This is a genomic window from Haloarcula sebkhae, from assembly GCF_014647415.1.
GTDB classification, from domain to species: Archaea; Halobacteriota; Halobacteria; order Halobacteriales; family Haloarculaceae; genus Haloarcula; species Haloarcula sebkhae.
On the sequence record NZ_BMPD01000005.1, the window covers coordinates 259,231 to 282,866 of the forward strand.

The following is a 23,636-nucleotide window of genomic DNA, read 5'->3' on the forward strand; positions in this document are numbered from 1 at the left end:
CCAGCAGGGACAGGGTCGTACTAGACAACAATGAGCGGAATACCCGCCGACGTGGATGCAGACGCCGCACCGCCGATGACGGTTCCGCTGCGTCATTTCGTCGTCGCGCTGGCGTTTCTGGTCGCCGGTGTCACTGTCGGGATCGTCGAGGGGCGGGCCGGCCACCTCGCGCAGGTCCACCTCCTGCTTGCAGGGTGGGTCTGTGTCACTATTATGGGTGCGTTGACACAGTTCGTCCCGGTCTGGTGTGGGATCGAACTCCATTCGCGCCGCCTCGCCGCTACGCAGTTACCACTCGCCGCGGTCGGATTCGCGGGTCTGGCCGCTGGCTTCCTGTCGGCGACACCTGCCCTGTTGCCGGTTGCCGGAGCCCTCGCGCTGCTCGGTGTCTGGACTCTTTGTTACAACATCGGTCGGACGCTACTCGCTGCGGAGCCCGATGTCACGGCGATTCATTTCGGCTGGGCACTGGTGTTTTTCGCCCTCGTGACGGCCGCTGGAATAGTGCTGGCTCTGGATCATGCTGTCGGCGTCCTTCCGCTGCTGGGAATCGGCCGACAGGGACTCTTGCTTGCCCATGGAACACTCGCCGTGTTCGGCGCGGTACTGACGACTGTCGCGGGCGCGCTGGCCCAGCTCGCCCCGATGTTTACACAGGCCGACACCGGCAGAATCGACACGGCGGTTCAGCGGGCTGAAACGGCTGTCTATCCGCTCGGCGTTCTTGGGCTGGCCGGCGGTCGCTTGGTTGGGTCGCCCGTTCTGGCCCGATTCGGCGCGGTTCTCGTCGCTGCTGGTCTCGGCGTGGTCGCGGTGCTTCTGGCACGACAGCTCATCGGAGCGCGAGTCGAGTGGTCACCGATGCTGACCCGCTACAGCGTCGCAGCGCTGTCGCTGTTTCTCTGGGCAGGGCTGACGGTAGTCGCATGGTGGAACGACCCGCTGGCGTACGCTGAGCTGCTCGGTCAGCCGTCGACGGTGCTGCTCGTCGGCGGCATCGGCTTCATCGTCCTCGGGACGCTGTATCACGTCGTCCCGTTCATCGTCTGGGTCCACCGGTACAGCGACCGCCTCGGCTTCGAGGACGTGCCGATGGTCGATGACCTGTACGACCACCGAATCGCAGCAATAGATGGCGTTGCACTAACTATCGCGTACGGCCTCCTCGTGAGTAATCAGTGGCTCGAGACACCGGACGGCACGGCGTTGGTCGCCGGAGGGCTCGCATTTCTCGGGACCGGCCTGTTCGCGGGCAACCTCGTCGCCGTCCTCGTCGAACACAGCCCGCAATCGCTGCCAACACTGCTGACCGGTCGTGAACACACGCCCGCCGAGGATTCATAACTCAGTTCGTCGTGGTCGGCTGGTCAGTGTACAGCGAGTATGTCAGAATAAAGAACCCAACAGCGGTGAACAGTTCCTCGACAGTGACGCTCTGTGCTACCGGCATGCCGACGATCTGGTGGAGGCTGCCGCCGAGTATTGCGCCCAGTGTGACGAACCCGATACCGAGACAGAGCGCTCGCATCGCTGGTGCCCGAGTGCGGCGGTATGCGCGGTAGGTCAACGTCGTCAGTATCACACCGCAAAACAGCGTGACCGTCTTCATCCCGATTAACAACACGGCGTTCACTCCAAGCATGGCTCTGATTGACACGTCCGCATAGATATACCGTCCGTAGCGTTTCCAGTCGATGAGAATACCACTGCAACAACGCAACACCGAGCAGTTGCCCGCTCCGACCGAAATCGAGACACAAGAGACGAAGAGATCACCGGGCAGATACGCTACATGATCGTTATCGAACGTACAGCGAGTACAGGATGATACCCAGGCCGATGGCCGTCAGCGAACTCGACGTGAAGACGCCCACCGGAAGCAGGTCTTGACCGAGATACCTGCCGACGGCGATATCGAGGACACCGCCGGCAAACGCACCGAGGGTCACCACCCCGAACCCGTACGTGAGCCACTTGTGCTGGGGGCTTTTCGTCCGGCTGTACGCCTGATACGAGTAGTACGTTATCAGTCCGCCGAGAATGAGGATCAGTGTCTTCGAGACGACGATGCCGACCTGTGAACTTGGAATGTGTACCATGGTTATGTCTCCTTTCGCACCTCAGACCAGAGGTTTTCGAGCCGTTGGTCCGGCGTCCGAGCACGATGTGAGATGTCGACGGTAAGCGACAGTTCCTCGTCGAGACTGATGACGACTTCCTCGAAGTCGATCGCGTATCGGCTCGCGTGTTGGCCGTCTGACCGGACCTCGACGCCCTCGTACAGCAACGAGGACTCCGTCAGCAGTTCGAGTTTCCGGTAGGTCGTCGATAGCGGTACGCCGCTCCGGTCGGATATCTCGCTCGCCGTTAACGGTTCCTCCAGTACGCTGACAATAGCACGACAATCCTCGTCGTCGAGTGCGTCGAGGACCGCCTGTAACTCCGGCGTCTCCTCGTCAGCGAAGGGGTCCCGGACCATCCTTGCTCGACACTGCCCGTCCAAGACGTTTAATGTAACCGACTTGGGAGCGCTTACCGCCCGACACAGCCGACGTTTGCGCCACACAGCACGCAATATATGGGGCACTTATCTGTAACCGTTCGTTCGTTCCCAGCAACTGAGAACGCTTCTGTTGGCCTGAGAACTCGCTTTGGGGGTTTATACTGTGGGCCATTACGCTCAATTGCTTATGGAAGACCAGATCGGCGCACCCGGATCGGGCATCTCCCGTCGTGACTTCGTGAAAGCCTCCGGCCTCGGTGGCACGGTCGCGCTTGCGGGCTGTACCGCTCCAGGTGAGGTTCCAACCGAAGAGTCAGTCGACACCAGCACAACCCCAGCGGAATCCGACAGCGATCTTCCGACTACGTCGCCGCCTGAGATCGTCAACGTCGACGAGCAGGGTGGCGAAGTGACGCTCTCCTCTGTCCCAGCCAAACACGAGGCCCATCCCGGCGACTCGATGGGCGGCCCCGTTGAACTCCCGAAGGTGTGGGCGTTCAAAGCCGACGACGGCGAACCGAGCGTCCCGGGGCCGATCCTGCGGACGACCGAGGGCGAGGACATGGAAGTCACATTCGACAATACGGACGGTATGCGCCCGCACACGGTCCACTTCCACGCCGTCCAGAAGCAGTGGGAAGACGACGGCGTCCCGACGACAACGGGCATCCGCATCAACCCCGGCGAGAAACACACCTACACTATCCCCGCGAACGTGACAGGCACGCATCTCTACCACTGTCACTACCAGACCCATCGCCACATCGACATGGGGATGTACGGCATCTTCCGCGTCGACCCCAAGGGGTACGAACCGGCCGACAAGGAGTACTTCATGACGCTGAAGGAGTGGGACTCCCGGCTCAACCGCCAGATGGCTGGCATGGATGCTAGCTACGATCCGCGGAACCGCCGCCCCGATACCTTCACTGTCAACGGTAAGTCGGCACCCCGGACGCTGCACCCGGAGGACGGCTCGCCGATCATCGTCGAGCAGGGCGATACGGTGCGCATCCACATGTGTAACAACGGGTACATGGACCACCCGATGCACATCCACAACCACCGCTTTCAGGTGACCCACAAGGACGGCGGGAAGATTCCGGAAGCCGCCCGCCACGATCAGGACATCACCAGCATCCCGCCCGCCGGACGGCACACGATCGAGTTCGAAGCCGACGCCGACCCCGGCATCTACCTCGCGCACTGTCACAAGGTCAGCCACGCGATGAACGGGACCGCGTACCCCGGTGGGATGATCACCGGTGTCGTCTACAAAGAGGCGATGGATACTGACATCTTCAAACAGTTGATGGATTACGCCGGCTACGACGCGTAAGGCCGCATTTCGGTAGGCTGCATGAGTTGACTGGTCTTTTTCGCAGTACATCTCGACCGAATTGTCCCTTCTCGCCGTCCGCAGAACACATGTTCCATCGAACAATAAATGAGATAGGGCTATACAGAACCAGTTATCTTGGAAATTGAGACTACAGCGGGTTTCGTAGATCTTTGATTCGCAGTGTCGGTCGGATTAGGACCCGTCAACTCGCGCCGATCTATGTTGGCAAAGTCGAAACTGCAATCATCAAAGCCGCATTCAAACGGTTTATGAGAGTTATCGAGGTTCGTGAGTACGGAACCCCCACCGTACTTCAACTGGCAAACCACGAACAACCAGCTCCATCACACAACGAACTCCGTATCGAAGTCGAAGCCGCGGGGGTCAACTTCGCTGACGTGATGCACCGTCGTGGCACGTATCCCAGCGGCCCTGCTCCCCCATATGTACCTGGGTTTGAGGTTGCTGGAATCGTTGATGCCACCGGATCTGCTGTTGACGCATTCGACAGTGGCGAGAGAGTCGTTAGCTATGTTGCAAGCGGAACAGGCGGCTATGCCGAGTACGCACTCGCCAAACCTGTTCATACATTCCACGTTCCAGATTCGGTTTCGCTTCATGAGGCAGTGGCGGTTCCTATTCAATTCCTTACTGCACATAATTGCCTGTTTGCGTGGGGTGGTCTAAACGAGAATGACCAAGTCCTCATCCATGCAGCAGCTGGTGGTGTCGGTACCGCAGCCGTACAGCTTGCTCGGGAAGCCGGTGCAGACGTGTTCGGTACAGCAAGCACTGACGTGAAGCTCGACCGTATTGATGCTCTCGGCTGTGACCATTGCATCAACTACGAAGAAACACCGTTTGTCGAAGCGATTGATACCTTGACCGACGGAGAGGGCGTTGATCTCGTACTTGATGGCGTTGGCGGGGAAGTCCACCACAACAGTCTACGGGCACTCGCCCCGTTTGGGCGGTTGGTCGCCTTCGGTGTGGCGAGTGGTGAGGGAACGCAATTAAATTCCAGTGGGCTACTCACAAAGAATCTTCAAGTCTATGGCTATCACTACGGCAGTGCGCTCGCAGAAGCCCCTGACCGTGTCCTCGAGCCTGCTGATGGTATTTTGCAACAACTCGCCAACGGAACGCTTGAAGCTGTGCTCGATAACACCATCCCACTCGAAAAAGCCGCAATGGCCCACCAGCGACTGGAAAATCGGACCAGTGTCGGGAAAATAGTGCTTACTCTTTGAACGGAAATATGCACACCTCCTGAACAGTAGATCCAGATTGACATCTTTTGAATCCTCCCGACCTGCCCACACCATATGCATTGAGATGGCCAGTCTTAACCTCTGAGTTGCCTGTTCAGGCAGACATGTCTGGAACACTGACGGCCACCCGTTCCGTCAGACACGAACTCCGCACGAAATTGGCTTGATGACACCATTCCGGGTATCGGGCTGTGCTATCTGGCCCTCACAGTTCTCCAATGACGAGGCACGTCTTGCAACCGTGTGGGAGCGCCGGCAACTGAGTAGTTCCCAGTTGCTGAGAACACGCTAGTCCCGTTTTTCTTGGGGAGTCTAACAGGGGGATATGGAAAAGTTCGACCACGAGGTAGACGCCCCGCGCGGTGCAACAAGTCGCGAGTGGGAGGTGTTCGTCCGTGAGGAGACGGCGGACCCACTCACCCACGTCGGCAGTGTCAGTGCGCCGTCCGCCGACATCGCCAGAGAGCAGGCAGCGTCGCTGTTCGCGCGCACGGCCGTCACACTGTGGTTGTGTCCCGCCGACGAGACGCACCGCTGCCAGACGGATGCTGCGACGCTCGGAACGGGGAAAACGGGGGACGACGCCACTATGAGCGTCGACGAGATGGAGTCTGAGACGCTCCGGGGTGGGAACCGATGATCTCGGTCTCGAAACTGCTCTGTGACCTCGACGCTGAAGGGGACGGCCTCCGGTACGACGCGGCAGACGAGTCGACCAAACGCCAAATCAGGGACGAAAAACAACGCCGGCCCGTCGTCGTCTGGAACGTCACCAAGCAGTGCAACCTCTACTGTGACCACTGTTATGCCGCCGCCGACACCGAAATCGCCGACGGCGAACTCTCGACGGCCGAGGGGAAGGCGCTACTCGATGACCTCGCCGACTACGGCGCGCCGGTGGTGCTGTTCTCCGGCGGCGAGCCGCTCGTCCGGCAGGACCTCGAAGAACTGGTCGCCTATGCGAACGAGGTCGGCGTCCGACCGGTGCTCTCGACCAACGGGACGCTCATCACCGAGGAGCGCGCCGAGTCGCTCAAGGACGCCGGGCTGAAATACGCCGGCGTCTCCGTCGACGGCCTGCCGGAGCGAAATGACGACTTCCGCGGGGTCGACGGCGCGTTCGAGGGCGCGGTTCAGGGAATCGAGAACTGCCTCGATGCGGGACTGAAGACCGGCCTCCGGTACACGATCACCGAGCGCAACGCCGCCGACCTGGAGGGTGTCGTGGACCTGCTGACCGACGTGGGCGTCGACCGCTTCTGTTTCTACCACCTCGACTACGGCGGCCGCGGGACCGAGATTGTCGATGCCGACCTCACACCCGAGGACCGTCGACAGGCGGTGAAACGAGTCTGTGATATGACCCGCGAGTACCACGACCGCGGAGAGGAGATCGAGACGCTACTGGTCGGGAATTACGCCGACGCGGCCTACCTCGTCGAGTACGCCCGCGAGCACATGAGCGACGCGCAGGCCCAGCGAGTGTACGAGTACCTGCGGGTCAACGGCGGGGACCCGACCGGCGAACGCGTCGCCGACGTGGACTACCAGGGCAACGTCCACCTCACGCAGTTCTGGCAGGGGTACTCGCTGGGGAACGTCCGCGACCGCTCGTTCGGTGCCATCTGGGAGGACGAGTCGAACCCGCTGCTTTCCGCGCTCCGGAACCGCGAGGACCACCTCACGGGCAAATGCGCTGACTGCCGCTACGCAGAGGTCTGTCGCGGGGCCTCTCGGCTCCGGGCACTCACTGTCGAAGACGACCTGTTCGCCCCGGACCCGCAGTGCTATCTGGAGGACGCCGAGGTCCACGGGCCGCCGCCGTTTGACACCGGCGAGAACTCGATAGCAGGCGGGAGCTCGGCTGACTGAACCGCCAGCGTCCAACCCCATTTTAATCCCCATCAAGCTGAGGGGGACGACTCATTCCTGCGTGCCGGTAATTGCTATATGCGACCGTCGATTGACGGTCGTATCGTCGGGAAACGCACGCTCAGTCTCGTGGGACAGATGGGCGTTCCTTCGGGCATTCGGCCGCCATGGACACGGCGGCCGGTTTGTTCTCTGTGAGCACTGGGGCGGACCGGGGCGTTTTTGCCCTGCCCCCCGTTATCGACACCTGTGCAGTCGGTTGAGCTACACGCGCATTCGTCGCTGTCGTACGACGGCCGGGACCCGGTCGAGCTCCTCTTAGAGCAAGCCAGCGCGGTCGGACTTGACGCGCTGGCCGTGACTGACCACGACGAAATCGATGCCAGCCTCCGGGCAGCCGAACTCGCCCCGGAGTACGGTCTCGTCGGGATTCCCGGGATGGAGGTCACGTGTGCCGCCGGACACGTCCTCGCCCTGGGGATTCAGGAGGCGATTCCGCCACACCTCCCGTTCGACGAGACGCTCGACCGCATCCGCGACCAGGGCGGGCTCGCGGTCGTTCCCCATCCGTTCCAAGAGTCCCGCCACGGCGTGTTAGAACACATCTCGAAAGACGAACTCGCCACCGCCGACGCCATCGAAGTGTACAACTCGCGGCTGCTGACCGGACGGTCGAACCGGCAGGCCGAGCGGTTCGCGCGACGGCGGGGGCTGCCGATGACTGCCGGCAGCGACGCCCACATCGCGGAGATGGTCGGGCAAGCGGTCACCAACGTCGGTACGGACGAGCGGACAGTCGAAGCGATCCTCGACGCCATCCGTGAGAGCAAGACGACCGTCGAGGGCAAGCGGACGCCGTGGCGCATCAGCTTCCGGCAGGCCGCTGGCGGGGCGAAGCGACGGGTCAAGAACGGCATCGCGGAGCTCCTACAGTGATGCAGGGAGCCGATGCGGACACCGTCGCCGACGCCCTCGCAAGCGGCGACGCGCTCTCTGGTACTAGTGGGTACGCGGGCGAACTGGACGGGACGCTCGTCCGCGACGTTCTCGGGCGATACCCGCTATTCGTGGAGCGTGCGGTCTCTGACGAGGCGCGACTTGACCCCGGGCAGTGGAGCCACGACCCGACGACACTGGCCGACCCGCAGTCGTTCCCCGCTGGCTCGGTCCGGGACGAACGCGGGACCCGACAGCGGTGGTCGCTCCCGTCGCTAGACCCGTTCGACACCCGTGAAACGGCCGTTGAGCAGGTCCGTGCCGCTGTCGAAACGAGCATCGACGCCGTCGACACTGCTTCCCTCGCAATTGCGTTCTCCGGCGGCGTGGACTCGGCGCTGCTGGCGGCCAGACTTGACGCGCCGCTGTACGTTGCCGGGTTCCCGGACAGCCACGATGTCGAGGCGGCGCGGTCGGCCGCCGACCTGCTGGGAACCGAGGTCCGAGTCGTTGAGCTGACCCACGACGCCATCGAGCGGGCGGTCCCCGAAATCGCCCGAGCAACGGGGCGGACGAACGCGATGGACGTCCAGATAGCGCTCCCGCTGTTCCTCGTTGCCGAACGGGTCGCAGCGGATGGTTTCGACCGGCTGGCGCTCGGACAGGGAGCCGACGAACTGTTCGGCGGCTACGCGAAAGTCGCCAAGGCCCCCGACGACCCTCGCGTCGAAGCCGACACCGTCCGCGGGGCGCAGCGGGAGGTCATCGCCTCGCTCCCCGACCAGCTGGAGCGGGACGTGCTCGCCTTGCGGGCCGCCGGTGTCGAGCCGGTAACGCCGCTGTTACACGACCGCGTTATCGGTGCCGCGCTCCGGTTAGATGGCGACTTGCTCGTCGACGGCGAGACGCGAAAAGTTGCGCTCCGAGCCGCGGCCCGGGAGTCGCTCCCGGACGAGATCGCGGATCGGGATAAGAAGGCCGCCCAATACGGCTCGCTGGCCGCCCGAGAACTCGACCGGCTGGCGCGACAGGCCGGCTACAAGCGGCGGATGGACGACCACGTCACGCAGTACGTCGAATCACTCGTGGAGTGAGCCGGCTACGCCTCGCGGACGGATTCGATCGCCTGCTGGCCGACCTCGACGACATCTGCCGGGAGTTCGTCGCTCCGGTCCTGTAAGTCGTCAGCGGAGAACCACTCCCAGTCGTCGGCCGGCTGCTCGCCCGGTCCCGGTGTGATGTCGCGGCTCTCTGCCCGGCCGTAAAAAATGAAGTCGATGTGCTGGTGGCCGACATCGCCCTCTGCGTTGACGTTGATGTCCTCTAGCAGGAAATGCTGTGGTTGGGGTATCGACTGGACCGTCTCGCTCTCGATGTTCTGCTGTGGAGCGATCAGGTCCACGTCGAGGCCCAGTTCCTCGCGCGTCTCGCGGAGCGCGGCCTCGTGAGGCAGTTCGTCGCGGTCGATGTGGCCGCCGGCGGGCAGCCACATATCCAGTTTATTGTGTTCGTGCAACGCGATGCGACCGTCGCTGACGACGTAGACAGTTGCGACAAAATGGCGAGTCGTCTCCATACCAACCGAACGGCACAGCCGGCCGTTTAGGTTACGATACCAGTTACGGGTGGATGTTGTCTTCGGCTTCCAGCAGTTCGTGGTAGCGGTTACGGATGGTGACCTCGGAGATGTTGGCGACCTCGCTGACCTCGCTCTGGGTCACCTTCTCGTTGGTGAGCAGCGAGGCGGCGTACACCGCAGCCGCAGCGAGGCCGACCGGCGACTTTCCGGAGTGAACGCCTTCTTCCTTCGCGTTCTGGAGGAGCTGGCGGGCGCGCCGTTCGACCTCCTCGGAGAGGTCGAGGTCCGACGCGAACCGCGGGACGTAGCTCTCGGGGTCGGCCGGCTGGATTTCCAGACTGAGTTCGCGGACGACGTAGCGATAGGTGCGGGCTATCTCGTCTTTCTCGACGCGGGAGACGCCCGCGATCTCGTCGAGCGAGCGCGGTGTGCCGGCCTGCCGTGCGGCGGCGTACAGCGACGCCGTCGAGACACCCTCGATGGAACGGCCGGGCAGGAGGTCCTCGTCAAGTGCGCGACGATAAATGACGCTAGCCGTCTCGCGAACGTTCTCTGGCAGTCCGAGCGCGGAGGCCATCCGGTCGATCTCACCGAGGGCCTGCTTGAGGTTGCGCTCCTTGGAGTCACGAGTCCGGAACCGCTCGTTCCAGGTACGCAGGCGCTGCATCTTCTCTCGCTGGCGCGAGGACAGGGAGTTGCCGTAGGCGTCCTTGTCCTGCCAGCCGATGTTGGTCGAGAGGCCCTTGTCGTGCATCATGTTCGTCGTCGGCGCTCCGACGCGTGATTTCTCGTCTTTCTCCTTCGAATCGAACGCGCGCCACTCGGGACCGGGGTCGATCTCGTCCTCCTCGACCACCAGCCCACAGTCTTCACACACCGTTTCACCGCGCTCGCTGTCGGAGAGTAACGCCCCGCTGCACTCCGGACAGACGAGCGTCTCCGACTCCTCTTCGTCCGTCTGCTCTGTCTCCGTTTCGCGCTCGTTCGAGTATCGGCGGATGCTGGTATCGGTCATTTGTTGGGGGGTGGGACAACCGGGTATCGTACCCGAAAAACGTGTTGTAACCAATTGTTGTATCCACGGCGACTTAAAACTTTTGTCTGTTTCAGAAGTCCAATTTTCGAAACGGAAAACAAGAGTTGGCAAATCTTGTGTATTCCCTTCACTAATTGTTAATGGGTCTACAAGTATGCCCGGTGTTTCGAAACGCTTACCGCGCATCCAGCACTCCGGCCCGACATGAGCGACCCCGCCGTCGATCCCGAGGAGGTCCGGCATGTCGCCGACCTCGCCCGTGTCGACCTCGCAGACGACGAGATCGAGCGGTTCACTGAGCAATTTGTCGACATCCTCGATGCGTTCGAAGCGCTCGACGACGTCCCAGAGACAGAACGGGAGGCCGATCTCTCGAACGTGATGCGCCCCGACGAGACACGTGAAAGCCTCTCGCAAGAGGAGGCACTCCAGAACGCCAGCGACACCGAAGAAGGGCAGTTCAAAGGGCCGAAGGTGTCGTAGATGACGGAGTACAACGGCTACGTCACCGACGAGACCATCGAGGGGGCGGACGACGGCCCGCTGGCGGACAAGACTGTCGCGGTCAAGGACAACATCTCCACCGAAGGCGTCCGGACGACCTGTGGCTCGGCGATGCTTGAAGACTACGTGCCGCCGTACGACGCGACGGTCGTCGAACGGCTGAAAGACGCTGGCGCGACCATCCCCGGCAAGACGAACATGGACGAGTTCGGGATGGGGACGACCACCGAAACGTCGGCGTTCGGGGCCGTCGAGAACCCCGCCGCTGAGGGCCGCGTGCCGGGCGGCTCCTCCGGCGGGTCGGCTGCTGTCGTCGCTGCTGGCGACGCTGACCTCGCACTCGGAAGCGACACTGGCGGCTCTATCCGCTGTCCGGCCGCTTTCTGTGGCGTCGTCGGCATCAAACCGACCTACGGGCTGGTCTCCCGGTACGGCCTCGTCGCCTACGCCAACAGCCTCGAACAGGTCGGTCCAATTGCGCCATCCGTCGAAGGCGCTGCGGAACTGCTAGATGTCATCGCCGGGCCGGACGAACACGACGCGACGACGCAGGAAGCGCCCGAGGCCGACGGCTCCTACGCAGCGGCCGCCGACGGTGACGTCGACGGACTCTCTATCGGCGTTCCGACGGAACTGCTCGACGGGGCTGACGAGGCGGTCGTCGAGACGTTCTGGGATGCCATGGACGACCTCGAAGCCCAGGGAGCGAGCTACCACGAGGTCGACCTCCCCTCTGTCGAACACGCCGTCGAGGCGTACTACGTCATCGCCATGTCCGAGGCGTCCTCGAACCTCGCGCGGTTCGACGGCGTCCGTTACGGGCAATCGGGCGGCTACGACGGCAACTGGAACGAGTCCTTCGCGAACGCCCGCGAGGAGGGCTTCGGCGAGGAGGTCAAGCGCCGAGTGCTCCTCGGAACGTACGCCCTCTCGGCGGGCTACCACGACAAGTACTACAAGAAGGCACAGGACGCCCGCGCCTGGGTCAAGCAGGACTTCGACGAGGCACTTGACGACGCCGACGTACTCGCCTCCCCGACGATGCCAGTGCCGCCGATGAAACGTGGTGAGAGCCTCGACGACCCGCTCACGATGTATCTGGCCGACGCCAACACGACCCCGGTGAACCTCGCGAACCTCCCAGCGATCTCCGTCCCGGCCGGCGAAACCAACGACGGCCTGCCCGTTGGGCTCCAGTTGGTCGGACCGGCGTTCGGCGAGCGGGAAATTATCCGAGCCGGCAGCGCGCTGGCCTGAGGTCGGGCCGGAGCCCCCGTACGCTTTTTGTTCGTTCCACCGAATAATCGGTTATGGCAGCCCTCCAATCCACGACGTGGCCCCTCCGCGCGCGTCTCGTCGCGCTCGTAGTGGTGCTCGTTGCCTTCGACGCCGTCGCTGTCGCAGTCGCGTACGTGCTCAGCCACGTCGCGTTCGGCCTCCTGCCGCTTGTCGGGTACGACACCGGGACGCTGTTCTGGACGATGGGATTCGATATCGTCCCACTGTGGCCGGTCCTTCTCGTCGGGACACCACTCGTCCTCGCCGTCCAGTCCATCTACGGCTACCGGATGACGCTCCGAGATGCTGGGACGAGCGCAACCGAATCCCCGGTGTCCGACCCCGAGTCCGTCGATGAGATGCGGGCGGAGATACGGCGCAGCGAAACCGCCGACCGCCTCCGAGAGCGAGTGGCTCGGCTGGCACAGACGGCGAACATGGCGACACCGGACGTGACATTATCGGCTCGGAGACGCCCAACAGCTATGTCGCCAGTCGGCCCGGCGAGCAGACGCTGTTCGTGACCACGGCGCTCGTCGACCAGCTTGACGACGCGGAACTCGACTCTGTCATCGCCCACGAACTGGCCCATCTCAAGAACGGCGACGCGTTCGTCATGACTGCGGCCGCGTTTCTTCCGACCGTCAGCGCGCTGTTTACTCGCACGCTCGGGAAGACAGTGCAGTATTCGGGGCTTTGTCACTGGTTCCTCGGCGGTGACGACCGGGACGGGACGTGGTTCGCTGGCGGGAACATTCAAATGGTGATGCTGCTCTTTGCTGTCATTGCGATGCCGGTCACGGCCGCGCTGTACCTCGCCAGCACGGCCTGCTACCGGCTGCTGTCCAGAATCCGGGAGTACGCCGCCGACGCCGGCGGCGTCGCCATCTGTGGTTCCCCGGCAGCACTCGCCAGCGCACTGGAGACGCTGACAGACGACCAGCGCCCGGACAGGGACATCCGAACCGCCGAGACTGGCGTCCGAGAACTCTGTGTGGTTCCCCACGCCATTGCGCCCGACGAGCAAACCCCGCCGGAAGGGCGGGCCGAACGGCTCGCTCGCCGCTGGCAGAGCGTCACCGAACGGCTGCTGCCCGGGTCCCATCCAGATGTCGACGACCGCATCGCTGCGCTGGCGGAGCGACAGTCTGCCCTCGACCAGTACGAGCAGCCGTGACGAATGGGTACAGTTTACTCGCCCGCGGCCCGAGAGAGCGTATGAGCGACGATGCCGAGGGACGACTCAGCTGGCTCCACTGGCCGACGGTGCTAAAGGGGCTGGCGCTGGGAATCGGGGCCGGCCTGATACTGGCCGTGTCACTGGAGGATTTCTATCTCGGGATGCTGCTTGGAACACTTAACGGGCTCGCGTTCGGTATCGGCTGGTCGCACTCGCGGGCCTGAGTCGTGCGAATCAGAGGCCGCGCGGATGACGGCTACAGCACGTTGTCGTACACGTCGGCCAGCTTGTCGATGGCGTGGTCGACGCTGATAGCCTCCCGCCGGGCAAGACAGCGCTCTCGAAGATGCTCCCGTTCGTCGAGGACACGCTCGATAGCCCGGCGGAAGCCGTCGATGTCGCCTTCGTCGTAGGAGTAGCCGGTTTCGCCGTCCTCGATGGTGTCGCTGAGTGCGCCGGCGTCGACACCGGCGACGGGCGTTCCACAGCAGTTGGCCTCCAGCGCGACTAAGCCCTGCGTTTCGACGGGGCTGGGGAACGCAAACACGTCAAGCGTCGAGTACAGTTCGGGGAGTTCCCCCCGGTCTAAAAAGCCGAGAAAGCGCACGTCGGCGTCGCTGTGTTCGGCTGTCGCTTCGAGCGATTCACGGGCCGGACCGTCACCGGCGAACACGACAGTCACGTCCAGCCCCTCGCAGGCGGTGATGATGTCTTCGAGGCACTTCTCGTAGCCATGGCGGCCGGTGTAGCCGACGATAGGGCCGTCAGGGAGGTCGTGGCGGTCCCGGAAGTCGGTCGTGTCGACCGGCTCGAACACGGTCGTATCGACGCCGTTCGGGACGACTGTCACTGGTGTATCGAGGCCGATAGACTCCCGGAGATGGGTCGCTGCGCGCTCGCTTGGCGCGATAACGGTGTCGGCACGGCCTAGGAACCAGCGTTCGTAGCTCTCGGCGCTGGAGCGGACCGCTGACTCGACAGCGCCGTTGAAGGAGACGTACTCGGCGTACTCGCTCGTGGGCGTGTGATACGACGCAACGAACGGGATATCGAGCTTTCCTGCGAGTCGCTGGCCCGCCATCCCGAGGCTAAACGGCGTGTGGGCGTGGACCAGTTCGGCATCGCGGACGCCCTTCGGTATCTGTGGCATCCCGAGTCGAAACCCCTCGTAGAACGGGAACGGAAGGCTTCGGACCGGATACTCGTTCTCGGACGGGGCGTGGTCGCTGTTCGGATAGACCACACCCATGCGACCGCCGCGGTCGCGCCAGCGGTCCCGCCACGTCTGGACCGTATAGGTCACCCCATTGACGGTCGGCAAGTACGTGTCGGTGAACGTCGCGACGTGCGGCAGTGTCATCGCCGCGGCGTAGCAGGACCAGGGGTTAAACCGTTGCCATTGGCAAGCCATCAATCAGAAAGTTGTCACACCCTAACAGGTGCCAGAGTTCTTTTCAGGGACCGTTGTGGATTGTGGACAATGGATCGGGACGGCTGGCTGTACGCTTGGGCACTCGCATCGGTCGCGCTGGGCGCAGGGTCGTTGCTCGTTCCACTGTATTTCGTCGCAATCGGTGGTGAGACGTTCATGCTGGGCGTTCTCGCCGGTGTGGCCGCCGCCGCGGGTGCGCCGGGGGCACTGGTTTTCGGCCGCGTCGCCGACAAACGAGGGAAGCGTCGGTCGCTCGTCCTGCTCGCACTGGGATTGGCGACTCTCGCGCTGGTGGTGGTCTCGCTCACGGAGGAACCGTGGCTTGTCATCGTCGGCAACGGCCTCCTGTGGTTCGCGGCGGGCGCTGCCGCACCAGTGCTGACGCTGCTTGTCACCGCCGGAACCGTCGAGCGGGACTGGCCGGCGCGGTTCGCCATCCTGAACCGCTACCAGGGCTGGGGCTGGGCTGGTGGGTTAGTCCTTGGCCTCGTGTGGACGGCATTGCTCTCTAGACCACTTGGAGAGATTGCCGCCCAACAGTCGCTACTGTGGGTATGTTCGGCCGCCGTCGGCCTGTCGGCGTTTCTCGCGGCGAAGTGGCTGCCGTCCGATCCCGAAGAACTTGACCGTCCGCGGGGCAGTCGGATGGCGCGGGCTATCGCCCGGTCGCGTCGGCTGCCGGTCCGGAGCGCGACGTTCCCGGGCGGTCCGGGCCGGCTGTACTGGCTCACGCGGTCGATACATCCCCGAGAAGTCGCGGCCCGGTTCTCCCCGTCGCTGACGATCTACTTCGGCGCTGTCATCGCTTTCTTCGTCGGCTTCGGCGTGTTCTGGGGGCCGTTGCCGCTGTATCTCTCGCGGACGCTTGGCTACGAGTCGGGGATCGTCTTCGCGCTGTATCTCGTCTCCAGCGTCGGCTCGGCGCTGTGGTACGGCCGCGCTGGTGAACTTGCCGAACGCTACAGCCCGAGCGGGCTTCAGGTCGGGAGCCTGCTGGCCCGCGCAGCGCTCCATCCAGCTGTTGCTGCTGTGGGACTGCTCCTACCAGCCACCCTCGTCGGCACAGCCGTCAACGGCGTCGTGTTCGTTCTCATCGGCGTCGCCTGGGCCGTCATCGCCGTCACCGCGGCCAGCGTCGTCACCCAGCTCGCGCCGTCAGCGATTCGCGGCGAGGCGCTCGGGTTGTACACCGCTATCTCCGGGCTGGCGAGCGGCGTCGGGTCGATACTCGGCGGCTGTCTCGGGGGCTACGACTTCCTGCTCGCGTTCGCCGTGGCCGGTGCGCTGGTGCTGGTCGGCGCGGCACTGGTCGCGGTCGTCTGGCGTCGCTCGCCGTCAGCGTCTGTCGAAACGGACCCGGTCTCGGCGTAACAACTGTCGCTTCAAACGCCGCTCAGGCCAGTTCTTCGTACGTCTCGACGAGCCGCCGGCCGACCCGGTCCAGGCTGTGTTCTCTGGCCGTCTCCTTGGCGTTCTCGCCCAGCCGATCACGAAGGTCGGGGTTTTCGGCGAGTCGCTCCAGCGCCTCGCGGAACTCCGCCTCGTCCGCGCAAATGAGGCAGTCGTGACCGTCCTCGTAGTACTCCCGGAACACTGGGATGTCCGAGAGGACGACCGCCTTCCCACAGGCCATCGCCTCCAGTACGGCGATGCCCTGATTCTCGGCCTTCGTCGGGAACAGGTACACGTCGCCGGCCCCGAACGCACCGCGGATGTCCTCGATCCACCCAGTAAAGGTCACGTTCTCGGGCGGGTCGTTCACCCACCGGGAGACAGTCTTGGAGGCCTGCGGCCCGGCGTCGTAGGGGCCGAACCACGCGAAGTCGTGTTCCGTCTCCTGTGCGAGTTCACAGAACGTCGTCAGCCCCTTGCGCTCGAAGACGTTGCCGACGGCGAAGACGACCATCCCGTCCAGATCGTAGCGCCGCCGGTAGTCCTCGCGCAGGTCCTCATGGCCCGCCAGCGCGTCGATGTCGACGCCGTTTGTCATCGGCCGTATCGGCGCATCGACCGGGTACGATTCGAGGATATCCTTCGTGTACTCGGAGGGACAGAGCACGAGGTCGGCCTGTGAGTAGAACCACCGGAGGTAGCGCCCCAGCGCCGGTGCGACCAGGTTCGATCCGCGGAAACTGTCCCGGAAGTCCTCGCGGGTGACGTGGGCGTGGAGAACGAGCGGGATGTCTGCCTGCGCCGCGTACCGGGCCACGGCGACGGACCCGGGTCCAATCATGTTGCAGTGAGCGATGTCGAACTCTCGGAACATCGGATCGTTGAACGCGATATTGCCACCCAGCGCCCACGCCGGATGGCCCTCCTGCCAGGGCGTCGTCTCCACCTCGATGTCGGTCTCGGACAGTGCCGCCCGCTGGTGGTCCACGGCGGTGCCGATGCCCGACCGATCGAGGCGGTCGGCTAGTTCGAGATAATTCAGGACGCGCACGTCCCGGGCAACTCCGGCGGGGACGAAAATCCTATCGACTTCACCCAAAAAACGGACCTGATACGCAGAGTGGTCCACGACCCTTTTCCGCTGGTCAAACAACTACAGGGTGGGACTTTCTGGCTGTTCACAAAGTTTCCAAACTATGACCTCACATCTGCTAGCTCGTTCGGAAGGCATTTTCCCGACGCCGACACAGTACCGCCAATGACGGACGAGGCGACCATCGCCCGTGAGCGGATCGAGCGCCTCCAGTCGCTCGCTCGCGAGGCCGTTCAGGCCGGCAACGAGGAACGCGCTCGGTCGTACGTCCGTCGCGCTCGGCGCGTCGCTGAACGCCACCGCCTGCGGTTGCCACGGTCGTTCGAGCGGTCGACGTGTGACGCCTGCGACACGTACCTCCTGCACGGCCACAATGCCCGGTCCCGAACGCAGTCCGGCCACGTCGTCATCACGTGCGACTGTGGGTCACAGTCCCGCTACCCGTACGACTGAGGATTCTTTACGACTACTGGTTTTAAGGGGCTGTCCTCGCTAAACGGTGTACATGAGTGATTCTTCTCGACAGTCGCGGATACACGACCTCGACGCGACGCTTCGCGTCGGCAAACACGGTATCGAATCCGTCGCAGACGAACTCGACGACCAGCTGGAGAACACGGACCTCGTGAAGGTGAAGTTCCTCCGGTCGTCACGGGGCGGCACGACGGCCGAGGAACTCGCCGACGACCTGGCTGAGATGGTCAATGCTGACGTGATTCAGGTCCGGGGCCACACCGCGGTGTTCGAGAAATGATGCAGGTCCAGCCCCTCGCGGACCTGCTCACCGGGCTCGGCGTCCCAGCCGCCGGCTCCATCGCCTCAGCGGTGGTTTTCGTCGTCGTCTTCGTCCTCGTCTACATCCTGGGGAAGGCGATTGTCCTGCCCATCGTCGACCGCTCGCTCAAGTCGCGCGACCTCGATACCCACGCTCGGCGACCGCTGAAGAAGGTCGTCAGCATCGGTATCGTGTTCGTCGCCATCTCCGTCGCCTTCGGGATGGCCGAGTACGGGAACTTCCTGCAGTCGCTGGCGACCATCGCCGCGGCGGCGACGCTGGCCATCGGCTTCGCGATGCAGGACGTCATCTCGAACTTTGTCGCCGGCGTGTTCATCTACACCGACAAGCCGTTCCGGATCGGCGACTGGATCGAGTGGGACGGCAACTCCGGCGTTGTCGAAGACATTAGCCTCCGTGTTACCCGCGTCCGGACCTTCGACAACGAACTGCTGACCGTGCCGAACTCGAATCTAACCGATGGCGTCATCAAGAACCCTGTCGCCAAGGAGCAACTCCGCCTGAAGTTCGTGTTTGGCATCGACTACGATGACGACATCGACGAATCGACTGAAATCATTCTCGACGAGGCTAGGGCACACCCAGAGATAATGGACGACCCCGAGCCATCTGTTCGCCTCGTTGAACTCGGTGACTCCTCTGTCGGACTGCAGTCCCGTATCTGGATCAAGGACCCGAGTCGGTCCGACTTCGTCAAGACCCGCGCCGAATACGTCAAAGCAGTCAAACAGCGCTTCGATGCCGAGGACATCAATATGCCGTACCCGAACCGGACCATCGGCGGCGGGCTGGAGATGACCGGGCTCGAAAGCGTTGTGGAACCGGCTGACGACTGAGCCACCGCTGACGCAATCTCGTCACGGGAGACCACGACACACCGACGTTTTACGAGCGGTGTGACGCTACGTGTGGTTTGAATCTCCGTGCTGGTTCTTTCCGTATTCGCTTCCCGAAAAGTAGGACGGACATCTCACAGTCATTCGCGTAGAGCTGACTCCCTCAGATGGCCCTTTGCTGCTGACGAACCGCTCGCAGCAAGATGCTACGGTAGCTGAGAGATTTGAACCACAGTCGGAGCAAACCCCTCCCTGATACAAATCCCTCAGCCGACGCTTCTCGGTTTTCACTGTCGTTCGCACAAAAGTCACGGGCGCTGAGGGATTTGAACCCCCGACGGTTTGGTCCGAAGCCAAGCACTCTGTCCAAGCTGAGCTAAGCGCCCTACGTACAATGGTATGATGACGTTATGGTTTAAACCAACCGGTTCCGCCGCGCCATGGGACCGCAGTCACGTGATTACTCCGAGACCGCTTCAGCCGTGTCAGAATCAGTGTCAGCGGCGACCTCGGCCACAACCGACTCTGTGTCGACGCCTCGTTCTTCGGCGAGTGCCTCGATGAGCGCGCGCTGTTCGGCCAGTTCCTGCTCCATCCCGTCGACGCGAGTGTTTGTCTCGTCGACAGTGCTTCGCAAGTCCTCAAGCTGCGTCTTCAGCTCGTTGACCTTCTTGTAGAGGTCCTCGGCGATGTCGGCAACCTTCTGTATCTTTTTCGCGGTGGAACCCAGTCCCATGGCCACGGCTACGGCGAGCCGACATTTCCTCGTTTCGCTCGAACGTCGCTGTTAAGACGACGCCGGACCGAGCGGCGATATGGACGATTTGCGGCTCGCTCCGGCTGTTGGCATCGTCGGCTGCGTTCTGTATCTCCTTGCACTCGTGGTCCCGTACGGGCTCGTCGAAACAGCGAGTGCCGTTGGGGCGTACTACAGTTCGGGGGCGCTATCCCCGCTACTGCCCGGGGTATTCGCGCTGGTCTGCATCATCGTGTTGGCGGCTGGCCGCGAAGGGCGGTCGGACCCAAGTATCGCGGCGGGCGCGAGTATCGGCATGGGCGTGTTCATCGTTGCCCTGAGCCTCCTCTGGGCAGTCACCGTTCCTGAGAGCCTCGTGCTGGGGCTGACTGAGTCGACGCTGATGGAGTACCACCGCTGGGGTGTCGTCCTCGCGGGCATACTCATTCCGGTTGGCGGGACGTGGTTCGCACGGGCACTGGACCTGCTGTAGGCCGGTCTGTCTACCGGCGCGTCGTCCAGCGATCTGTGGGCGCATCCGAAAGGCCCTTATGGGGCGGCGGTGGACTTTTAGATGGACTAGGTCGGGGGGCTAGGCCCCCCTCCTCGCCCGCACTGTGGTCTTGAGCGGGGACCGAACACCGGGGGCGTCCGGTCTGACGGACGTGGACCCCGTAAGCTAACGTGGAAGCCTCGTCCCACGGGGACGGCGGTCCGCGTGGTCGCACCTGCAGGGGTGTGCCCACGTGGTTAAACGATGGCACTCCGCCAGGCACGGAAGTGAGCAGCGGACCATCGAACACCCGTCGCTCGTGGGGTCGCGGGGTGGAGGAGGCAAACGGGATTACCCGCGTCCGAACGCCGGGCCATCCTGGCTGTCCGTTCCATTCATACCTACATTTACTACCCGCGAACAGTCGTACGGCACGTGTTTTCGCCGAAAGCGATCGCCTCCATCTGTGCAAGCTCGATCGCTGGTGGAATATGACGTTCCCGTCGCCTGTTGAGGTACTACGGTAGTAGAGATCGTTGAGATGAGATGGAGCCAAGAAGCAAGCCGAAAAGAGATTTTCTAACTACTTTTCTTCATTTGCTTCTATTTTCTCGGTATTCATGTCTATAAATCCCCACAAATAATTTAGAAGGGCCTTAAAATACGGGAGCGGCCTAATCTATCCACAGTTTCGAATATTAAAGTCAGTTTTCTATTGGAATGAGTGAAGACTAGAATAGCTCACTGATTTCGACCAGTATACAGCTACCGATGGCGACACCGAGGCTGCGACTCGCCGGCACTGTCGGCATCCCACTCCTGCAGTTCCTTCCGCCGGATCTTTCGGCTGGTCGTCTGTGGCAACGCATCGGCGAACTCGATCTCGCGGGGATACTCGTACTCGGCGAGGTCCTCTCTGACGACGGACTGGATCTCCGAACGGAGCGTCTCGTGGGCCGGAGCGTCTTCAGCGGCTTCGACGTATGCCTTGATGATCTCGCCGCGCGTGTCATCGGGCACACCGATCACACCGGCTTGGACCACGTCGGGGTGTTCGAGAATCGCGCTTTCGACCTCCATCGGCCCGACCCGGTAGCCACTGGTGATGATGACGTCGTCCTTGCGCGATTTGAACCAGACGTAGCCGTCGTCGTCCTGTCGGGCCAAGTCGCCGGTGACGAACCAGCCCTCGACCTCCTTGGCTGCGGTTTTCTCTGGCAGATTCCAGTACTCGTCGAAGAACACCGAACGGTCGTGGGGTCGTAGCGCTATCTCACCGAGTTCGCCGGCCGAGAGCGGCTCAGCAACGCCGCTGTCAGCGGCGTCGGGGTCTAGTATCGTCAAATCGTACCCCGGTAACGGCTTGCCCATGCTGCCGGGCTGGGTGTCGAACCAGTTCGAGTTGTTGGCGACGACGAGGTTCAGTTCCGTCTGGCCGTAGAACTCGTTGATAGTGACTGAATCGAACGTCTCCGCAACCCAGTCGACGATTTCGGGCGTCAGCGATTCGCCGCCGACGGCAAACGTCTCGATGGCGAGGTCGTACGTCGCCGTCGGATCCTCGACGTCCATGAGCATTCGGAGGGCGGTGGCCGGCATGAACGACTGAGTGACATCGAACTCCGAGAGAAGGCCGAACGCGTCGTCGGCCTCGAACCCCGATGCGGGGTAGCCGACGATAGTCCCGCCGTGGTGCCACGTCGCGAAGAGGGTCCCGCCGAGCGCCGCGCCCCAGGCCCAGTCCGCGGGCGTCCAGACCGTCGCGTCCGGTCCCAGCCCTTGATCGAAGAAGTTGTACGCCGCCGCCGCTCGCCCGAGCCAGAGCGCGTGCGAGTGACGAACACCCTTCGGTGGCCCCGTCGACCCGCTCGTGTACAGTATCGCCGTATCGGTGTCCGGCGTGGACTCGTAGGGTTCGATATCGGCATTGTCCGGCGCGGCGAGCACGTCCTCGAAGGCGCGGACATCGCCCGCCGGCGCGTCGGTTTCGATTTCGACGACGTGTTCCAGCGCCGGGCAGTCGTCCCGGACTGCGTCGATATCGTTGCGCACGGCCGGGTCGATAACGGCCACAGACACACCGGCGTCGTCCAGCCGGTACTGGAGCGCGTCCGTCCCGAACAGGACCGTCAACGGCACCGAGACGGCCCCGAGCTTCCAGTTCGCCAGATGCGTGATCGGGTTCTGTGGCTTCTGTGGCACGACAACGCCGACGCGGTCGCCGGCCTCGACACCGAGTCCGGCCAGCCCCGCGGCGAGTCTGTCCGATAGCTCGTCCAGTTCGCGGAACGTGTACTGCTCGCGCCGTCCGTCGGGGTACGCCTGTTCGAGCGCCACCCTGTCGAGATCGTCGTGTTTTTGCAGAAAATCGACCGCCGGATTGTACGACGTCGGTAGGTCCCAGATGAACTGATCGTGGGCCTCGTCGCACCCCTCGAAGTCCGGCATCACTGTCCAGACCATGGCATATCGGTCGCTTGGGTGGCTGTTGCGTCTTTCGGTCATGGTCGTCATAACTGATCCGGCAGATCTTTCCGTCTTCCCCTCCTGACTTTACCGTGGACTCTACCGACATTCGGGAGGAATGGGCCGAGCGATCCGGCGAATACTCCCCCGCGTATTATGCCTACTATGGAGCGGACGAGACGAGTGAGCTAGTGCAGTCGATACTTGCAGAGCATGTCGAGCAGGACGCAGCTATTCTTGAGGTTGGCTGCAGCTCCGGGCGGCACCTCGCCGCATTGTCTGAAGCTGGCTACTCGGATCTGACTGGGGTCGACATCAACGCTGATGCGTTGGACGTCCTCGCCGAGACGTATCCCGATCTCGCAGCTACCGGCTCGTTCCACGCGATGGCTATCGAGGAGTTCGTCACGGATGTCGCGGACGACGCGTACGATGTCGTTTTTTCCGTCGAAACACTGCAACACCTCCACCCGGACGTCGACTGGGCGTTCGAGGAACTGGCACGGATCGTTGATGACCTGTTGATTACCGTCGAGAACGAAGGCGGCGATCCGGGTGAAGTAAACTACGTCGACGACAACGTCCCGCTGTACTATCGGGACTGGAACGCGGTGTTCACAGACAGTGGTCTTACCGAAGTAGATTCGATGGACGGAAAGCGGGATACTGTTCGTATCTTTCAGGCTCCTGAGTAAGGCATAGTGAGTGAAATTTTATGTGGGCTATTGAGAGTTGGATTTAGTAAGAAGATAAGAAATATGCGAAATTGAGAGTTAAAACGCGAATATGGGAGTAAAACGCGTGTGTTAATTAGAGGACTCATGTGAAAGATGGAGATTTGTAGCTCGTTAGAAATACATATTAACAGGGTGATGACAGAGCGGGCCCCAT

The 23,636-nt window shown here is 62.7% G+C and carries 25 protein-coding genes, 1 tRNA gene, 1 other RNA gene and 1 pseudogene; 18 read left to right on the forward strand and 10 right to left on the reverse strand.

What is annotated here, in order from left to right:
- The first annotated feature begins 30 nt into the window (after window positions 1-30).
- Window positions 31-1,344, forward strand: a complete 1,314-nt coding sequence (locus IEY38_RS15595; protein ID WP_188979292.1) for a hypothetical protein — start codon at window positions 31-33, stop codon at window positions 1,342-1,344.
- 1 nt (window position 1,345) lies between these two features.
- Here the strand turns inward: IEY38_RS15595 and IEY38_RS15600 are convergent, their stop codons facing one another.
- From IEY38_RS15600 to IEY38_RS15610, 3 genes are all read right to left on the reverse strand, one after another.
- Window positions 1,346-1,642 carry a DUF7521 family protein gene (locus IEY38_RS15600; RefSeq protein WP_188979294.1) on the reverse strand — a complete coding sequence of 99 codons (297 nt, stop codon included), beginning with the start codon at window positions 1,640-1,642 and terminating at the stop codon, window positions 1,346-1,348.
- A 157-nt stretch (window positions 1,643-1,799) separates the two neighbouring features.
- A complete protein-coding gene (locus IEY38_RS15605; RefSeq protein ID WP_005538399.1) occupies window positions 1,800-2,099 on the reverse strand; it encodes a DUF7521 family protein in 300 nt (99 codons plus the stop codon).
- 2 nt (window positions 2,100-2,101) lie between these two features.
- A complete protein-coding gene (locus tag IEY38_RS15610; RefSeq protein ID WP_004516178.1) occupies window positions 2,102-2,479 on the reverse strand; it encodes a helix-turn-helix domain-containing protein in 378 nt (125 codons plus the stop codon).
- Between the two features lie 211 nt (window positions 2,480-2,690).
- Here IEY38_RS15610 and IEY38_RS15615 point away from each other — a divergent pair, with 211 nt between their 5' ends.
- The 6 genes from IEY38_RS15615 to IEY38_RS15640 all read left to right on the forward strand — a co-directional run bounded on the left by IEY38_RS15615 (window position 2,691) and on the right by IEY38_RS15640 (window position 9,018).
- Window positions 2,691-3,842: a multicopper oxidase domain-containing protein gene (locus tag IEY38_RS15615; RefSeq protein WP_188979296.1), complete on the forward strand. Its 1,152-nt coding sequence runs from the start codon at window positions 2,691-2,693 to the stop codon at window positions 3,840-3,842.
- 272 nt (window positions 3,843-4,114) lie between these two features.
- A complete protein-coding gene (locus tag IEY38_RS15620) occupies window positions 4,115-5,095 on the forward strand; it encodes a quinone oxidoreductase family protein (RefSeq protein WP_188979307.1) in 981 nt (326 codons plus the stop codon).
- Between the two features lie 346 nt (window positions 5,096-5,441).
- Window positions 5,442-5,756, forward strand: a complete 315-nt coding sequence (locus tag IEY38_RS15625) for an Htur_1727 family rSAM-partnered candidate RiPP (RefSeq protein ID WP_188979309.1) — start codon at window positions 5,442-5,444, stop codon at window positions 5,754-5,756.
- Window positions 5,753-6,988: a TIGR04347 family pseudo-SAM/SPASM protein gene (locus IEY38_RS15630; RefSeq protein ID WP_188979311.1), complete on the forward strand. Its 1,236-nt coding sequence runs from the start codon at window positions 5,753-5,755 to the stop codon at window positions 6,986-6,988. The genes IEY38_RS15625 and IEY38_RS15630 overlap by 4 nt, the downstream gene beginning before the upstream one ends.
- A 249-nt stretch (window positions 6,989-7,237) precedes the next feature.
- On the forward strand, window positions 7,238-7,924 hold the full coding sequence (locus IEY38_RS15635) for a PHP domain-containing protein (RefSeq protein ID WP_188979313.1): 687 nt from the start codon (window positions 7,238-7,240) through the stop codon (window positions 7,922-7,924).
- Window positions 7,924-9,018, forward strand: a complete 1,095-nt coding sequence (locus tag IEY38_RS15640; RefSeq protein ID WP_188979315.1) for an asparagine synthase C-terminal domain-containing protein — start codon at window positions 7,924-7,926, stop codon at window positions 9,016-9,018. The genes IEY38_RS15635 and IEY38_RS15640 overlap by 1 nt, the downstream gene beginning before the upstream one ends.
- Before the next feature lie 5 nt (window positions 9,019-9,023).
- Here the strand turns inward: IEY38_RS15640 and IEY38_RS15645 are convergent, their stop codons facing one another.
- Together IEY38_RS15645 and IEY38_RS15650 are read right to left on the reverse strand one after the other, a co-directional pair.
- The gene (locus IEY38_RS15645) at window positions 9,024-9,500 is read right to left on the reverse strand and encodes an NUDIX hydrolase (RefSeq protein WP_188979317.1); all 477 of its coding nucleotides are present in this window, start codon (window positions 9,498-9,500) and stop codon (window positions 9,024-9,026) included.
- A gap of 43 nt (window positions 9,501-9,543) precedes the next feature.
- Window positions 9,544-10,518: a transcription initiation factor IIB gene (locus tag IEY38_RS15650; protein ID WP_188979319.1), complete on the reverse strand. Its 975-nt coding sequence runs from the start codon at window positions 10,516-10,518 to the stop codon at window positions 9,544-9,546.
- Between the two features lie 225 nt (window positions 10,519-10,743).
- On the opposite strand from IEY38_RS15650, the gene gatC reads away from it, so the two are divergent.
- The 4 genes and pseudogenes from gatC to IEY38_RS15670 all read left to right on the forward strand — a co-directional run bounded on the left by gatC (window position 10,744) and on the right by IEY38_RS15670 (window position 13,725).
- Entirely contained in the window at window positions 10,744-11,022 is a 279-nt protein-coding gene (gene gatC / locus IEY38_RS15655; protein WP_005538420.1) for an Asp-tRNA(Asn)/Glu-tRNA(Gln) amidotransferase subunit GatC, read from the forward strand.
- On the forward strand, window positions 11,023-12,300 hold the full coding sequence (gene gatA / locus IEY38_RS15660) for an Asp-tRNA(Asn)/Glu-tRNA(Gln) amidotransferase subunit GatA (RefSeq protein ID WP_188979321.1): 1,278 nt from the start codon (window positions 11,023-11,025) through the stop codon (window positions 12,298-12,300).
- A gap of 53 nt (window positions 12,301-12,353) precedes the next feature.
- Window positions 12,354-13,498: pseudogene (locus IEY38_RS15665) on the forward strand (M48 family metallopeptidase).
- A gap of 41 nt (window positions 13,499-13,539) precedes the next feature.
- Complete coding sequence (locus tag IEY38_RS15670; protein WP_188979323.1) at window positions 13,540-13,725, forward strand: hypothetical protein; 186 nt, start codon at window positions 13,540-13,542, stop codon at window positions 13,723-13,725.
- A 32-nt stretch (window positions 13,726-13,757) separates the two neighbouring features.
- Here the strand turns inward: IEY38_RS15670 and IEY38_RS15675 are convergent, their stop codons facing one another.
- Entirely contained in the window at window positions 13,758-14,861 is a 1,104-nt protein-coding gene (locus IEY38_RS15675; RefSeq protein ID WP_188979325.1) for a glycosyltransferase, read from the reverse strand.
- Between IEY38_RS15675 and IEY38_RS15680 the strand changes: the two genes are divergently transcribed.
- The gene (locus tag IEY38_RS15680; RefSeq protein WP_229775332.1) at window positions 14,847-16,304 is read left to right on the forward strand and encodes an MFS transporter; all 1,458 of its coding nucleotides are present in this window, start codon (window positions 14,847-14,849) and stop codon (window positions 16,302-16,304) included. The genes IEY38_RS15675 and IEY38_RS15680 overlap by 15 nt on opposite strands.
- 22 nt (window positions 16,305-16,326) lie before the next feature.
- Here IEY38_RS15680 and IEY38_RS15685 read toward each other — a convergent pair whose 3' ends face one another.
- Entirely contained in the window at window positions 16,327-17,376 is a 1,050-nt protein-coding gene (locus tag IEY38_RS15685) for a glycosyltransferase family 4 protein (protein WP_188979329.1), read from the reverse strand.
- Window positions 17,377-17,583: 207 nt separating this feature from the next.
- On the opposite strand from IEY38_RS15685, the gene IEY38_RS15690 reads away from it, so the two are divergent.
- The 3 genes from IEY38_RS15690 to IEY38_RS15700 are packed head-to-tail and all read left to right on the forward strand — an operon-like array spanning window position 17,584 to window position 19,050.
- Window positions 17,584-17,871, forward strand: a complete 288-nt coding sequence (locus IEY38_RS15690; protein ID WP_005538431.1) for a ribonuclease P protein component 4 — start codon at window positions 17,584-17,586, stop codon at window positions 17,869-17,871.
- Between the two features lie 52 nt (window positions 17,872-17,923).
- Window positions 17,924-18,172, forward strand: coding sequence for a YhbY family RNA-binding protein (locus tag IEY38_RS15695; RefSeq protein ID WP_004591849.1), 249 nt, complete (start codon window positions 17,924-17,926; stop codon window positions 18,170-18,172).
- On the forward strand, window positions 18,172-19,050 hold the full coding sequence (locus tag IEY38_RS15700) for a mechanosensitive ion channel family protein (RefSeq protein WP_188979331.1): 879 nt from the start codon (window positions 18,172-18,174) through the stop codon (window positions 19,048-19,050). The genes IEY38_RS15695 and IEY38_RS15700 overlap by 1 nt, the downstream gene beginning before the upstream one ends.
- Window positions 19,051-19,361: 311 nt before the next feature.
- Here the strand turns inward: IEY38_RS15700 and IEY38_RS15705 are convergent.
- Together IEY38_RS15705 and IEY38_RS15710 are read right to left on the reverse strand one after the other, a co-directional pair.
- Window positions 19,362-19,436, reverse strand: a tRNA-Arg gene (locus IEY38_RS15705).
- Between the two features lie 74 nt (window positions 19,437-19,510).
- Window positions 19,511-19,786 carry a DUF5798 family protein gene (locus IEY38_RS15710; protein WP_188979333.1) on the reverse strand — a complete coding sequence of 92 codons (276 nt, stop codon included), beginning with the start codon at window positions 19,784-19,786 and terminating at the stop codon, window positions 19,511-19,513.
- A gap of 79 nt (window positions 19,787-19,865) precedes the next feature.
- Here IEY38_RS15710 and IEY38_RS15715 point away from each other — a divergent pair, with 79 nt between their 5' ends.
- Both IEY38_RS15715 and ffs read left to right on the forward strand, forming a co-directional pair.
- Window positions 19,866-20,279, forward strand: coding sequence for a DUF7548 family protein (locus IEY38_RS15715; RefSeq protein WP_188979335.1), 414 nt, complete (start codon window positions 19,866-19,868; stop codon window positions 20,277-20,279).
- Between the two features lie 79 nt (window positions 20,280-20,358).
- Window positions 20,359-20,671: signal recognition particle sRNA (ffs, locus tag IEY38_RS15720), an RNA gene on the forward strand.
- Between the two features lie 373 nt (window positions 20,672-21,044).
- Here the strand turns inward: ffs and IEY38_RS15725 are convergent.
- On the reverse strand, window positions 21,045-22,742 hold the full coding sequence (locus IEY38_RS15725; RefSeq protein ID WP_188979478.1) for an acyl-CoA synthetase: 1,698 nt from the start codon (window positions 22,740-22,742) through the stop codon (window positions 21,045-21,047).
- A 95-nt stretch (window positions 22,743-22,837) separates the two neighbouring features.
- Between IEY38_RS15725 and IEY38_RS15730 the strand changes: the two genes are divergently transcribed.
- A complete protein-coding gene (locus tag IEY38_RS15730; protein WP_005538445.1) occupies window positions 22,838-23,440 on the forward strand; it encodes a class I SAM-dependent methyltransferase in 603 nt (200 codons plus the stop codon).
- The last annotated feature ends 196 nt before the right edge of the window (window positions 23,441-23,636 follow it).